Origin of the sequence: Pseudomonas arsenicoxydans (genome assembly GCF_900103875.1) — a bacterium.
Lineage (GTDB): Bacteria > Pseudomonadota > Gammaproteobacteria > Pseudomonadales > Pseudomonadaceae > Aquipseudomonas > Aquipseudomonas arsenicoxydans.
The window spans coordinates 4,020,393-4,034,950 of the sequence record NZ_LT629705.1 but is presented as its reverse complement, the minus strand read 5'-3'; the positions used below and the strand labels follow the sequence as shown (position 1 = coordinate 4,034,950).

At 58.1% G+C, this 14,558-nt stretch carries 11 protein-coding genes and 1 tRNA gene; 9 read left to right on the top strand and 3 right to left on the bottom strand.

What is annotated here, in order from left to right:
* The first annotated feature begins 87 nt into the window (after positions 1-87).
* The 7 genes from BLQ41_RS18960 (at position 88) to fabI (ending at position 9,936) form a co-directional block, all read left to right on the top strand.
* The gene (locus BLQ41_RS18960; RefSeq protein WP_090183228.1) at positions 88-1,542 is read left to right on the top strand and encodes a transglycosylase SLT domain-containing protein; all 1,455 of its coding nucleotides are present in this window, start codon (positions 88-90) and stop codon (positions 1,540-1,542) included.
* Positions 1,543-1,757: 215 nt separating this feature from the next.
* On the top strand, positions 1,758-3,572 hold the full coding sequence (locus BLQ41_RS18955) for an extracellular solute-binding protein (protein WP_408003514.1): 1,815 nt from the start codon (positions 1,758-1,760) through the stop codon (positions 3,570-3,572).
* Positions 3,569-5,410, top strand: a complete 1,842-nt coding sequence (locus tag BLQ41_RS18950) for an extracellular solute-binding protein (RefSeq protein WP_090183225.1) — start codon at positions 3,569-3,571, stop codon at positions 5,408-5,410. Before BLQ41_RS18955 ends, BLQ41_RS18950 begins: the two co-directional genes overlap by 4 nt.
* 3 nt (positions 5,411-5,413) lie before the next feature.
* On the top strand, positions 5,414-6,487 hold the full coding sequence (locus BLQ41_RS18945) for a microcin C ABC transporter permease YejB (RefSeq protein ID WP_090183223.1): 1,074 nt from the start codon (positions 5,414-5,416) through the stop codon (positions 6,485-6,487).
* Position 6,488: 1 nt separating this feature from the next.
* Positions 6,489-7,508: an ABC transporter permease gene (locus BLQ41_RS18940; RefSeq protein ID WP_090183221.1), complete on the top strand. Its 1,020-nt coding sequence runs from the start codon at positions 6,489-6,491 to the stop codon at positions 7,506-7,508.
* Between the two features lies 1 nt (position 7,509).
* Positions 7,510-9,120: an ABC transporter ATP-binding protein gene (locus BLQ41_RS18935; protein ID WP_090183219.1), complete on the top strand. Its 1,611-nt coding sequence runs from the start codon at positions 7,510-7,512 to the stop codon at positions 9,118-9,120.
* 21 nt (positions 9,121-9,141) lie between these two features.
* Entirely contained in the window at positions 9,142-9,936 is a 795-nt protein-coding gene (gene fabI / locus BLQ41_RS18930) for an enoyl-ACP reductase FabI (RefSeq protein WP_008152082.1), read from the top strand.
* Between the two features lie 60 nt (positions 9,937-9,996).
* Here fabI and BLQ41_RS18925 read toward each other — a convergent pair whose 3' ends face one another.
* Positions 9,997-10,668 (bottom strand): Bax inhibitor-1/YccA family protein, encoded by a 672-nt coding sequence (locus BLQ41_RS18925; protein ID WP_090183217.1) that lies wholly within the window; start codon positions 10,666-10,668, stop codon positions 9,997-9,999.
* Between the two features lie 123 nt (positions 10,669-10,791).
* Between BLQ41_RS18925 and BLQ41_RS18920 the strand changes: the two genes are divergently transcribed.
* Positions 10,792-10,879: transfer RNA gene (locus BLQ41_RS18920), tRNA-Ser, on the top strand.
* 375 nt (positions 10,880-11,254) lie between these two features.
* On the top strand, positions 11,255-12,550 hold the full coding sequence (locus tag BLQ41_RS18915; RefSeq protein WP_090183216.1) for an NRAMP family divalent metal transporter: 1,296 nt from the start codon (positions 11,255-11,257) through the stop codon (positions 12,548-12,550).
* 124 nt (positions 12,551-12,674) lie between these two features.
* Here BLQ41_RS18915 and BLQ41_RS18910 read toward each other — a convergent pair whose 3' ends face one another.
* Both BLQ41_RS18910 and BLQ41_RS18905 read right to left on the bottom strand, forming a co-directional pair.
* Entirely contained in the window at positions 12,675-12,890 is a 216-nt protein-coding gene (locus BLQ41_RS18910) for a hypothetical protein (RefSeq protein WP_090183215.1), read from the bottom strand.
* A 216-nt stretch (positions 12,891-13,106) separates the two neighbouring features.
* Entirely contained in the window at positions 13,107-14,426 is a 1,320-nt protein-coding gene (locus BLQ41_RS18905) for an outer membrane protein transport protein (RefSeq protein ID WP_090183214.1), read from the bottom strand.
* Positions 14,427-14,558 lie beyond the last annotated feature (132 nt).

The following is a 14,558-nucleotide window of genomic DNA, read 5'->3' as shown; positions in this document are numbered from 1 at the left end:
TTGGTACAAAAATTCTGAATGGTTGACCGCAGGGGGTACGCTTTCTAGAATCGCCCGACATTTTTGCCCGGAACTTACTTCCAGCCAATGTCGTCATCTATTCGTAAAGCCATCAATTCAGACGCATTGACCCGCTTGGCTCAAGCCATAGCGGTGGCTGTGTCCGCCACTCTGGCGGGCTGTTCCAGCCATGTGCCGCAGACCGAAGCGACACACACTCCGAATATCGCCGCGCGAGCCAAGCAGAAACCCATCTGGCTCAGCGAAAAACCAACACCGCAAGTACCACAGGACGTCTGGGAGCGCATGCGCCAGGGCTTCCAGTTGCAGGACGGCCTGGGCGTCAACCCGCGTATCGAGCAACAGCGCCTGTGGTTCGCCAGTAATCCGTCCTTCCTCGAAAACGCCGGTGAACGCGGCAGCCTCTACATTCACTACATCATCGAACGCCTTGAAGAACGCAACATGCCGCTGGAACTGGCGCTGCTGCCCGTGATTGAAAGCGCCTACAACCCGATGGCCTATTCCCGGGCCGACGCGGTGGGTCTTTGGCAATTCATCCCGTCCACCGGGCGTTACTACAACCTGCGTCAAACCCGTTTCTACGATGGCCGCCGCGACATTACCGCCTCAACGACAGCGGCCATGGATTACCTGACCCGCCTGCACGACATGTTCAACGGTGACTGGTTGCTCGCCCTCGCCGCCTACAATGCCGGTGAAGGCACTGTCAGCCGCGCCATCGAGCGCAACGAAAAGCTCGGCTTGCCAACCGATTACTGGAACCTGCCACTGCCAGCCGAAACCCAGGCCTATGTGCCGAAGCTGCTCGCCCTGTCGCAGGTCGTACTGGCTCCCGAAGCCTACGGCGTGAATCTCAACCCGATCGCCAACGCACCGTATTTCCAGGTCGTCGAAATCAATCAGCGCATGGACCTGTCCAAGGTTGCCGCGGTGGCCAACATCGACGAGGACGAACTGTTTCAGCTCAACCCGGCGTTCAAGCAACGTACGACCATCGACGGCCCCCAGCATTTGCTGGTGCCGACGTCCAAGGCACAGTTGCTGACCGCCAGCCTGTCGACCATGCGTCCTGAAGAGCTGATCAGCAAGAAATCGTTCAAGCCGGTCTTTGAAGGCGCCGACGAGTCCGAAGTCGCCAGCCTCAAGCGCGCCTACCGGGTCAAACGTGGCGACAACCTCGCGGCCATCGCCAAGGCCAACAAGGTCGACGTCAAGGACCTGCAGCGCTGGAACAAGATGAGCGGCAAGGACCTCAAGGTGGGTCAGACACTGGTGATGCAGGACACCACCAAGCGCAGCGGCGGTCGTGTCAACACGGTCGTGGCGGCGAACAGCAAAAACGGCAGCAAGGCCGCCAAGGCAAAACCGCCGACCCAATACAAGGTTCAGCAAGGCGACTCGCTGTATATGGTTGCCAAACGTTTCAACGTTGAAATGCAACACCTCAAGCGCTGGAACCCTCGGGTCGGCCAGGCGCTGAAGCCGGGGCAGATGCTGACGGTTGCGTCGCCACGCTAAGAATGGGCCCCTGATTTCAGGGGTTTTTTATGCCTGCTGATCGGGTTTTCAGGAAAGTCCGCTCCCACAGGATCTGCGATCCGCACGGCTGTCCAGTCCACCATTAACAGCGCATTAACCCCCTGTCTTTTTCCTGTCGATACAAGCTGTTACTGTACGGCCCACAAAGCCCAAGCCGCCTGGATCGGATCTCTGACTTGAAGCGTCCCCTCCTCCTGCTCCTGATCAGCCTGGCCTTGAGCTCCACCGCAAGCGCGACGATCAGCGAAAGCCACGGTTATGCGCAGTTCGGCACGCTCAAGTACCCGGCCAGATTTACCCACTTCGACTGGGTCAACCCGCAAGCGCCCAAGGGCGGTACGTTGCGGGTGATGGCGTTTGGCACCTTCGATACGCTCAATCCCTACACGTTCAAGGGTTCAAGCCCGGTTTCCACCCCCAATTTCCTGCAATACGGCATCAACGAGCTCAACGAACCGTTGATGGTCGGCACCGGCCAGTACGCACCGTCCGGCGACGAGCCGACCTCCAGTTATGGCCTGATTGCCCAATCGGTGGAATACAGCGAAGACCGCAGCTGGGTGGTGTTCAACCTGCGCCCCGAGGCACGGTTCCACGATGGCACACCGATTACTGCCTACGACGTGGCGTTCTCCTACCGTTTGCTGCTCAAGGAAGGTCATCCGCAATACCGCACCAGCCTTCAGGAAGTATCGCGGGTCGACATCCTCAATCCGCAGCGCATCCGTTTTGTTTTCAAGCGCGCCGGCAATCCGTTGCAGATCCTGCGCATGGGCGAGTTACCGGTGCTGCCCCAGCATTACTGGAAAGGTCGCGATTTCAAGGCCACCACCTTCGAACCGCCACTGGGCAGCGGCCCGTACCGCATCACCTCGGTCACGCCTGGACGTCAAATCGTTTTCGAACGGGTCAAGGATTACTGGGGCAAGGACCTGGCGGTCAATCGTGGCAAGTACAACGTCGATCGCATGGAAGTCGAGTTCTACCGCGACAGCGATGTGGCCTTCGAAGCTTTCAAGGCTGGCGAATTCGACATCTACATCGAGCACCAGGCCAAGAATTGGGATAACGGTTACAACTTTCCGGCCATCACTCGCGGGGACGTGATCAAGGCGCAGATCCCGCACCAGATCCCGACCCAGACCCAAGGCCTGTTCATGAACAGCCGCCGCCCGACCTTTGCCGATAGCAAGGTCCGTGAAGCGCTGGGGCTGATGTTCGATTTCGAGTGGACCAACCGCACGCTGTTCAGCGGTGCTTACAAGCGCGCCTTGAGTTATTACCCCAACAGTGAATTCTCTGCCTCCGGGCTTCCGATCGGGCACGAATGGCTGATGCTCAAGCCCTATCGCGATCAATTGCCCGCCAAGCTTTTCACCGAGCCGTTCAGCCTGCCTGAGACCGAAGGGCGCGGCATCCCCCGGGAAACTATGCGAAAGGCCCTGGCGCTACTCGCAGAGGCCGGCTGGAAACTCAATGGCCAACGGATCGAGAACGCCAAGGGTCAGCCACTCAGGCTCGAGATACTGCTGGTCAACCCGAACCTGGAACGCATCCTTCAGCCTTATGTCGAGAACCTCGCCAGCATAGGCGTCGACGCGCGGCTGCGCACGGTCGACCGCGCCCAGTACAAACAACGCCTGGATCAGTTCGATTTCGACATGATCCTCATGACCTTGAACCAGACCCTCAGCCCGGGGCTGGAACAATGGCAGTATTTCCATTCCAGCCAGGTCGGGGTCAAGGGCAGTAAAAACTATGCCGGTATCGCCAACCCGGTGGTCGATCACTTGCTCGAACAGTTGCTCGCCGCCCAAACACGCGATGAGCAAGTCGCCGCCGGCAAAGCCCTGGACCGTGTACTGCTGTGGCAGCACTACATGATTCCCAACTGGTACCTCAATTATCACCGCCTGGCCTACCGCAACCGGTTCGCCTTCGTCACCACGCCGCCCTACACTCTGGGGCTGTCCGCGTGGTGGCTGAAATCTTCGGAGAAAGATCGATGAAACCCGTCAGCGCCCTGCTCTTGCAGGCCAGCGGTCTGCTGTTTGCCGGGCTGGCCTGCGCCGCCCCGCAACATGCCGTGACCCTGTACAACGAGCCGCCGAAATACCCGGCCGACTTCAAGCATTTCGATTACGTGAACCCGGACGCGCCCAAGGGCGGGATCTTTCGCCAGGCCGGATTCGGCGGCTTCGACAGCCTCAACCCGTTCATCAGTAAAGGCGTGCCGGCCGACGACATCGGCATGATCTACGACACCTTGGCCAAACAGGGCCTGGACGAGCCTTTCACTGAATACGGGCTGGTCGCCGCCAAGATCGAGAAAGCCCCAGACAACAGCTGGGTGCGTTTTTACCTGCGACCCGAAGCACGTTTCCACGACGGTCATCCGATCCGCGCCGAAGACGTGGTGTTCAGCTTCCAGACGCTGACCAAGGACGGCGCCCCGCTCTATCGCGGTTACTACAACGACGTCGACGAAGCGGTCGCCGAAGACCCGCTCACCGTGCTGTTCAAGTTCAAGCACAGCAACAACCGCGAACTGCCGCTGATTCTCGGTCAGTTGCCCGTCTTGCCGAAACACTGGTGGGCGAACCGCGATTTCAACAAGGGCAACCTTGAAATGCCGTTGGGCAGCGGCCCGTACAAAGTCAGCGAAGTGAAAGCCGGGCGCTCGGTGCGCTATGAACGGGTCAAGGATTATTGGGGCAAGGACCTGCCGGTCAACCGTGGGTTCTACAACTTCGACGTGATGACCACCGACTACTACCGCGACAACACCGTGGCCCTGGAAGCGCTCAAGGCCGGGCAGTTCGATTACTGGCTGGAAATGACCGCCAAGAACTGGGCCAATGCCTACAATATCCCGGCCGTTACCGAGGGTCGGTTGATCAAGGAACAGATCCCCAACGGCAACCCTACCGGCATGCAGGGGTTTGTGTTCAACCTGCGTCGCCCGGTGTTCCAGGACGTGCGCGTGCGTCAGGCGCTGACGCTGTTGCTGGATTTTGAATGGACCAACAAGCAGCTGTTCAATGGCGCCTATGTGCGCACCCGCAGCTTCTTCGAAAACTCGGAAATGGCCGCCACTGGCCTGCCCGACGCCGATCAGTTGGCGATCCTCGACCCGTTTCGCGGCAAGATTCCCGAGCAGGTGTTCAGCGAGGCGTTCCAGAACCCGGTGACCGACGCCAGCGGCATGATCCGCACGCAGCAGCGTAAGGCCTATCAGCTGTTGCAGGAGGCTGGCTGGCGGATCGTCGACGACAAGATGGTCGATACCAACGGCAAACCGGTGACCATCGAGTTCCTGCTAGCCCAGACCGAATTCGAACGCGTGCTGCTGCCGTTCAAGCGCAACCTCAGCGACCTCGGGATCGACCTGGTGATCCGCCGGGTCGATGTGTCGCAATACATCAACCGCGTGCGTTCACGGGACTTCGACATGATCGTCGGCAGCTTCCCGCAGTCCAACTCGCCGGGTAACGAACAGCGTGAATTCTGGATGTCCGCCGCCGCCGACAAACCCGGTAGCCGCAATTCCATGGGTTTGAAAGATCCGGTCGTGGACCAACTGGTCGAGCAGCTGATCAACGCTGATTCGCGTAAAAGCCTGGTGGCTCACGCCCGGGCGCTGGACCGCGTGTTGCAATGGGGTTATTACGTGATCCCCAACTGGCACATCAAGACCTGGCGCGTGGCTTACTGGAACCACATCGGTCATCCAAAAATCTCACCCAAGTACGACATTGGCATCAACACCTGGTGGGTCAAGCCCGACGCTAAACCGGCGGTAGAAGTCGAAACCAAACTGCAAGCCGACCCTGCGGGCACGGAGTAATAGATGCTGGCGTATATTTTTCGGCGACTGCTGCTGATCATCCCGACCTTGCTCGGCATTTTGCTGATCAACTTCGTGATCATCCAGGCCGCCCCGGGCGGCCCCGTAGAACAGATGATCGCCAAGCTCGAAGGCTTCGAGGGCGCCACCAGCCGCATTGCCGGCGGCGGTGCCGAAGTGTCGGTGGCCGGATCGGCGTACCGCGGTGCGCAAGGCCTGGACCCGGCGCTGGTCAAGGAAATCGAGCACATGTACGGCTTCGACAAATCGGCGCCGGAACGCTTGTGGATCATGATCAAGAACTACGCCACCCTGGATTTCGGCGACAGCTTCTTCCGCGACGCCAAGGTCATCGACCTGATCAAGGAAAAGATGCCGGTGTCGATCTCGCTCGGGCTGTGGAGCACCCTGATCATGTACCTGGTGTCGATCCCGCTGGGGATCGCCAAGGCTACGCGGCACGGCAGCCACTTCGACGTCTGGACCAGTTCGGCAATCATCGTCGGCTACGCGATCCCGGCGTTCCTGTTCGCCATCCTGCTGATCGTGGTGTTCGCCGGCGGCAGCTATCTGGACTGGTTCCCGCTACGGGGCCTGACCTCGAACAACTTTGCTGACCTGAGTACTGGCGGCAAGATCCTCGATTACTTTTGGCACCTGGCGCTGCCGGTGACGGCGCTGGTCATCGGCAACTTCGCGACCATGACGCTGTTGACCAAGAACAGCTTCCTCGACGAAATCAACAAGCAATACGTCGTCACGGCCAAGGCCAAGGGCCTGACCAATCACCGCGTGCTGTACGGCCATGTGTTCCGCAATGCCATGCTGCTGGTGATCGCGGGCTTCCCCTCGGCGTTTATCGGGATTTTCTTCACCGGTTCGTTGCTGGTCGAGGTGATCTTCTCGCTTGATGGCCTCGGCTTGATGAGTTTTGAAGCGGCGATCAACCGCGATTACCCGGTGGTGTTCGGCACGCTGTTTATCTTTACCTTGCTGGGGCTGGTGGTGAAATTGATCGGCGACCTCACCTACACCTTTGTCGATCCACGCATCGACTTCGAAAGCCGGGAGCATTGAGATGAATCTGTCCCCGCTCAATCGCCGGCGTTTCGAACTGTTCAAGGCCAACAAGCGCGGCTGGTGGTCGCTGTGGCTGTTTTTGGTGCTGTTCGGCCTGAGCCTCGGCGCCGAGCTGATCGCCAACGACAAGCCGCTGGTGGTTCATTACGACAATGGCTGGTACTTCCCGGCGCTCAAGCGCTACCCGGAAACCGCGTTCGGCGGCGAATTCCCGCTGGAAGCGAACTACAAGAGCCCTTACATCCGCGAACTGCTCAAGGCCAAGGACGCCTTTGTCCTGTGGGCGCCGATTCCCTACAGCTACCAGAGCATCAACTACGACCTGAAAGTCCCGGCACCAGCGCCGCCATCCGCCGACAATCTTCTGGGCACTGACGATCAGGGCCGTGATGTATTGGCACGGGTGATCTACGGTTTCCGCATTTCGGTGCTGTTTGCCCTGACACTGACGATTCTCAGCTCGATCATCGGCGTTATCGCCGGGGCCTTGCAGGGCTTCTATGGCGGCTGGGTGGATCTGGCCGGACAGCGTTTCCTGGAAATCTGGTCCGGGTTGCCGGTGCTGTACCTGCTGATCATCCTCGCCAGCTTCGTCCAGCCCAACTTCTGGTGGCTGCTGGGGATCATGCTGCTGTTTTCGTGGATGAGCCTGGTGGACGTCGTGCGCGCGGAGTTCCTGCGTGGGCGTAACCTCGAATACGTGCGAGCGGCACGGGCACTGGGGATGCAAAACGGTGCGATCATGTTCCGTCACATTCTGCCCAACGCCATGGTTTCGACGATGACGTTCATGCCGTTCATCCTCACCGGCGCCATCGGCACCCTGACCGCGCTCGACTTCCTGGGCTTCGGCCTGCCACCGGGCGCACCGTCGCTGGGTGAGCTGGTGGCCCAGGGCAAATCCAACCTGCAAGCGCCGTGGCTGGGCATGAGCGCGTTTGCGGTACTGGCGTTGATGTTGAGTCTGCTGGTGTTCATCGGCGAGTCCGCTCGCGATGCCTTCGACCCGAGGAAGTGAAATGAATCAGGACAATCTGATCGAAGTGCGCGACCTGGCCGTCGAATTCGTCGTTGGTGATCGCATTCAGCGCGTCGTCGAAGGCGTGAGCTTCGACATCAAGCGCGGGGAAACCCTGGCGCTGGTAGGCGAAAGCGGGTCCGGCAAATCGGTCACCGCGCACTCGATCCTGCGGCTGCTGCCCTACCCGCTCGCCCGTCATCCGTCCGGGACCATTGAGTATTCCGGGCAGAATTTGCTGAGTCTGAAAGAGAAAACCATCCGCCATATCCGTGGCAACCGGATCGCGATGATCTTCCAGGAGCCGATGACCTCGCTCAATCCGCTGCACTCGATCGAGAAACAGATCAACGAGGTGTTGGGCATTCACAAGGGCCTGATCGGCAAAGTGGCGACCAAGCGCACGCTGGAGTTGCTGGAAATGGTCGGCATTCCCGAGCCGCACAAACGTCTCAAGGCCCTGCCCCACGAATTGTCCGGCGGGCAGCGCCAGCGGGTGATGATCGCCATGGCCCTGGCCAACGAGCCGGAACTACTGATCGCCGATGAGCCGACCACTGCACTGGACGTGACCGTTCAGCTTAAAATCCTCGAATTGCTCAAGGAATTGCAGGCCCGTCTGGGCATGGCGCTGTTACTGATCAGTCACGATTTGAACCTTGTGCGAAGAATTGCGCATCGCGTATGTGTCATGCAGCGCGGTTGCATCGTCGAACAGGCATCGTGCGAAGAGCTGTTCCGCGCGCCGCAGCATCCGTACACTCGGGAACTGCTGGCAGCGGAGCCCAGCGGCAAGCCGGCAACCAATGTCATTGGCCCGCCGCTGCTGCAGGTCGAGGACCTGAAAGTCTGGTTTCCGATCAAGAAAGGCTTGCTGAAAAAGACCGTCGACCACATCAAGGCGGTGGACGGCGTCAATTTCAGCCTGCCCCAGGGTCAGACCCTGGGGATTGTGGGAGAAAGCGGTTCAGGCAAGTCGACGCTGGGTTTGGCGATTTTGCGACTGATTGCCAGCAAAGGCGCGATCCGTTTTGAAGGCAAGCAGCTAGACTGCCTGACGCAGCAACAGGTTCGGCCATTGCGTCGGGAGATGCAGGTGGTGTTCCAGGACCCGTTCGGAAGCCTGAGCCCGCGGATGTGCGTGAGCCAGATCGTCGGCGAAGGCCTGCGGATCCACAAGATGGGCACCGAGGCGGAACAGGAACAAGCGATTATTGCGGCATTGAAGGAGGTAGGCCTGGACCCGGAAACCCGGAACCGCTACCCCCACGAATTTTCCGGAGGGCAACGGCAGAGAATCGCCATTGCCCGGGCATTAGTGCTAAAACCGGCGTTGATTCTGCTGGACGAGCCGACTTCGGCCCTCGACCGCACCGTGCAACGCCAAGTGGTGGAGCTGCTACGTTCACTGCAAACCAAGTACAACCTGACGTATCTGTTTATCAGCCATGACCTGGCTGTCGTCAAGGCGCTGAGCCACCAGCTGATGGTGGTCAAGCATGGCCAAGTGGTCGAACAGGGAGACGCGCAAAGTATCTTTGCCGCCCCCCAACATCCGTATACACAGCAGTTGCTGGAAGCCGCTTTCCTGGCACCAGCCACTGCGCAATAACCTGAAAGAGAGGAGCAACACATGGGTTTTCTCGCCGGTAAGCGCGTACTGATCGTCGGTGTCGCCAGCAAGCTGTCCATCGCATCCGGCATCGCTGCCGCCATGCATCGCGAGGGCGCTGAGCTTGCCTTCACTTATCAGAACGACAAACTCAAGGGTCGTGTCGAAGAGTTCGCACAAAGCTGGGGTTCCAACCCTGACCTGTGCTTCCCGTGCGACGTGGCCAGCGATGAAGAAATCGCCAAGGTTTTCGTTGAACTGGGCAAGAAGTGGGACGGCTTGGACTGCATCGTGCACTCCGTCGGCTTCGCCCCGGGCGACCAACTGGACGGCGACTTCACCGAAGCCACCACCCGTGAAGGTTTCCGCATCGCTCACGACATCAGCGCCTACAGCTTCGTGGCCCTGGCCAAAGCTGGTCGCGAAATGATGAAAGGCCGCAACGGCAGCCTGCTGACCCTGTCGTACCTGGGTGCAGAGCGCACCATGCCGAACTACAACGTGATGGGCATGGCCAAGGCTTCGCTGGAAGCTGGCGTCCGTTACCTGGCCGGCTCCCTGGGCCCGGACGGCACCCGCGTCAACTGTGTATCGGCTGGCCCGATCCGCACCCTCGCGGCTTCCGGCATCAAGAACTTCCGCAAAATGCTGGCGGCCAACGAAGCGCAAACCCCGCTGCGTCGTAACGTCACCATCGACGAAGTCGGCAACGCCGGCGCCTTCCTGTGCTCGGACCTGGCGTCCGGCATCAGCGGCGAAATCATGTACGTAGACGGTGGCTTCAACACCACTGCGATGGGTAGCCTGGAAGAGTGATCTTTCGCTAGCCAAAAAAAACCCGCCTAGGCGGGTTTTTTTATTACTCAAAGCTGGCGATTAATCATCGCGGCTCATGATGCCGAACAGCTGCAACAAGCTGATGAACAGGTTGTAGATCGATACATACAGGCTGATGGTCGCCATGATGTAGTTGCGCTCGCCGCCCTGAATGATGGCACTGGTCTGGAACAGAATGCAGACCGAGGAGAACAGCACAAAACCTGCGCTGATCGCCAGTTGCAGGCCGCTGATCTTGAAGAAGAAGCTTGCCAGCGTCGCACCCAGCAACACGAAGAAGCCAGCCGTGATGAAACCACCGAGGAAGCTCATGTCCTTGCGGGTAATCAGCACGTAAGCCGACAGGCCGCCAAACACCAGCGCGGTCATCGCGAAGGCCGAACTGACCACTTCAGCGCCGCCCTGCATGCCCAGGTAGCGGTTGAGGATCGGGCCAAGCAGGAAACCCATGAAACCGGTCAAGGCAAATGCCGACACCAGGCCCCAGGCCGAATCACGGAGTTTGTTGGTGAGGAAGAAAAGGCCGTAGAAGCCGATCAGCACCACGAAAACGTTCGGGTAACCGACATGCATCTGCTGAGCGACGAACGCCATCACGCCGCTGAATGCGAGGGTGAGAGCAAGCAAGCCGTATGTGTTGCGCAGGACGCGGCTAACCTCTAGCTGCTCAGCCTGCACGCTGTTATTAACTGCGTAATCCTGTTCGCGCATGGCGACACTCCTGTTGGTTTGAAACGTTCAGTCGCAAAGATCATAACAGACGCTCTGTAACAAGCCATGCAGAGAGTTTGACAGTGTGTTTCATTCAGGTATTATGGCGCCCGCAACGCAAACGGAGGTGTGGCCGAGTGGTTTAAGGCAACGGTCTTGAAAACCGTCGACTGTAACAGGTCCATGAGTTCGAATCCCATCGCCTCCGCCATCTTTATACGACAAAGCCCTGATTATTCAGGGCTTTGTCGTTTCTGGGGTTTGGCTGGCAACGCTTCTTTTTGGAGGCGTTACAAAATCATTAGGTTACCGTCACAAAAACTTCCGGTTTTCCCCATCCCGCGGCGTCCTGCCGATCGTTAAACATCCTTCATGTAACGCGATCCTACGCTGTCCTCCAACAGAGGATTTGCGATGCCCAATCCAGACCTGCTCCCTTCCCTGCTTTTCAAAATCAACAAAAACCAACTCCCCTCAAGGCAGCGGTAGGACTAACCTACATAGGTAACAAAACAGTCCGGAAGTCCCGTTAAAGGCCCTAAGTCAAAACTTAGGTGCGGCACCCAGTGCCCCTGAGAAATCAAAAATGAACAAGAAAGAACTCGCAGGCACGCCTTCGGTTGTTGCCCATCGCTCGTGGATAAGGAAACTGGGGCCTGGCCTTATCACGGGCGCGGCAGATGATGATCCAAGCGGTATAGCGACCTATTCGCAAGCTGGCGCGCAGTTTGGCTTGAATACACTCTGGACCTTGTTTTTCACCTTCCCCCTGATGGTCGGCATTCAGATCATCAGTGCCAAAATAGGCCGCGTCAGCGGGCACGGGCTCGCGACCAATATCCGCCATCATTACCCCAAGCCTTTTTTGTTCGTCATAGTCGCGCTGTTGATGCTTGCCAACACCATCAATATTGCCGCGGACATCGCCGCGATGGGCAGTGCATTGAAACTGCTGATCGGTGGCTCCGCACATCTCTACGCGGTCGGCTTTGGTGCGATTTCACTGCTGCTGCAAGTGTTCATTCCATACAAACGCTATGTGCGGGTACTTAAATGGCTGACACTCGTGTTGCTGGCGTATGTGGGCACTGTGTTCGCGGTGCATATCCCCTGGGGCCAGGTCGCTCGCCAGACCGTATGGCCGCAGCTGTCCTGGAAGCCGGAATACATAACCATGGTGGTGGCCATTTTTGGCACCACCATCAGCCCCTACCTTTTTTTCTGGCAGGCATCGCAGGAAGTTGAAGACATGGCTGCCTCCCCCAGCGCCCGGCCACTGATTGATGCGCCCGTCCAGGCACGAAGCAGCTTTAGTCGCATTCAAGTAGACACGATCGTGGGTATGGGCTTTTCTAACATCATCGCTTTTTTCATCATGTTGACCACGGCCGTCACACTCAATATGCATGGTGTCACAGACATTCAAACATCCTCCCAGGCGGCCAGTGCCTTGCGGCCGATTGCAGGGGAGTTCGCTTTTTGGTTGTTCAGTGGGGGCATCATTGGCACCGGCATGTTAGCGGTCCCTGTGCTGGCCGGCTCGGCCGCTTATGCAGTGTCCGGCGCATTCAAATGGGACAATAGCCTGGCAGCCAAGCCAAAAGCGGACAAGGCGTTTTACGGCATTATCAGCGCGGCAACCTTGGTGGGCGTGGTGATCTGCTTTGCGCCGATTGACCCCATTAAAGCGCTGTTATGGAGCGCCGTAATCAATTGTGTGATCGCGGTACCTATCATGTTCATCATGATGTTGATGGCGTCGCGCAAGGACATCATGGGCACGTTCGTCATTCACCCTGGGCTGCGAACATTGGGCTGGTGCTGTTCGATCGCAATGGCGCTTGTGGTGATCGCGATGTTCTGGGGCTTCATGGCGGTGTAGAGCATCTTTCTGGCGATACCCCATTCGCCGATTCAGGAGCCAGTCGAAGAAGCACACCAGATCACTATCAGCTTCCGTGAAATCGACTGTATGCATAAGGACCAAGAAACGTCACCGAGACCGGTCACGCGAGCTTTATGGCTCCGCCCTGGATATCGTCACGCGCCATTCGTAAGTCAATAGCGTCCTGGTTAAGTCGGTGAATCATGTTGAGCAACCGTTGGCGCAGCACTTCGTCTTGGAGTTGCTCTGCTGCGCGCATCATATCGAGCGCCGCTGCCTCATTGTTAGTGGCGACGGAGTCGAGCAGTTTGCGCAGGCTTCTTGATGGTCGGTTCATCTCCAACCTCCTGGATTTCAGTGAGGCGAATCATAAGGCCGGAATGTTTCGTAAGTATTTCAGCTGCACGAACAGGCTGGAATCATCGGCTCCGGCTCATTTGGCGTTAGCTGGAGGTACAACCTGGCGGTTGATACGCGTGCAGCAACCCGTCATTGATGCGCCCGTGGATTCGGTAAAAGACATCGGCGTCCCACGCAAGGTGTGCTTCATACGTTAGTACCGATAGGTAGCCTGCACTGAAACTCCATTCGCACTATTGTCGTAACTGGCACTGTATTCCGGTTGAACACCGGAATTGTTTGCCTGCTTTACCGAGACTTTGGAGTCCCAGAGATAACCATAAGCGAAGTCTATCGTCAGATCGGAACTCGGCGAATAAGCGCCACCCAAGGTCACGGCTTGGCGATTCCCGACCGGAATGCGTACGCTGCGATCGGCATTCCTGACTGGCGACGGATCATAGGCGTAGCCTGCGCGTAGCAGCCATTGTTGGTTCAATTGATAGGAGGCGCCCACTGCGGTGCTCCACGTGTCGCGCCAGTTCATTTCTTCAATCACATGCCCCAGACCCGCCGCCTCGCCGATGGGGGAAAGACCGCTGTTGACTGCCTCGACTTTCTGGATCCGGCTCCAGCGTTTCCAGGTGGTTCCCAGATAACCCGTCCAGCGACTGTCGAAATGATGGGTGATAGACGTGTCCACGGACTCGGGCATGGTGAGGTCTATCTTGCTGTCATACTTTCCGTTCAGAGGAATGGCGCTCGGGGAGCCAGAAATCTCGGTATGCCCTTCAAGTTCATAATCCACCTTCGAGTGATAGTTAATCCCCCAAGTGGTTGCCTCAGTAAAGTCAATCAACAGGCCGACGTTGTAGCCAAGTGCAGTGTCATCACCCTTGATGGTGACCAGCGTGTCCTCGCCGTTGTTCAGGGCGCCGGTCGCCAGGTAATTCTGAAGCTTTGCATTGAAATGATTTATGGTCGGGCCGCCACCAATGGACACGTAATCATTGATCCGCCAGGCAATGGTGGGTTGCAGGGTTACTTCCTTGGTCGTGCTATAGGAGCCATGGTAGCGCCCCTGAAAAGTGCTCTCGTAATCATTGATCAGACCACTGGGGGCATAGAGGCCCAGTCCCATCGAAAAACGATCATCAAGGGGCGTAGACAGGTAGACGAAGGGCACGACGCCCAAGGGTACCGAGTCCCCTTTATTGGTGCCGGTGGCACTGCTTCGCGCATCGCTGATGTCGTCGCTGACCGAGACGACCGCGGCCCCACCGGAAATCTCACTGCGCTTCAACTTGGTCAAGCCTGCGGGATTTCCAAAGATAGTGCTCGCGTCCAGCGCCGAAGACGACCTTCCCGCATAAGCAGTCCCCGCACTGCTTGCACTTTGTTCGTTTAGAGCAATGCCGTTTGCGCTGACAATGGTAGAGGCGCCAAGTAGTGCGATGGCACTGCCGAATTCAATCCAGACAGCACACTTGCGCTGAGTAGAGACACACGAGATCACGCGGCTATTGAGTTTCATTTTCCACCTCTTGTTTATTGTTTTTGTTGTTTGCACGCAGGCAAGGCTTCGCCGCCCCGTGCACTTATCAGTGCCGGCTGGAATTGATCCAAGTTGTGTCATAGGCCTTGGCGGAACAGCGCCAAGGCTTGA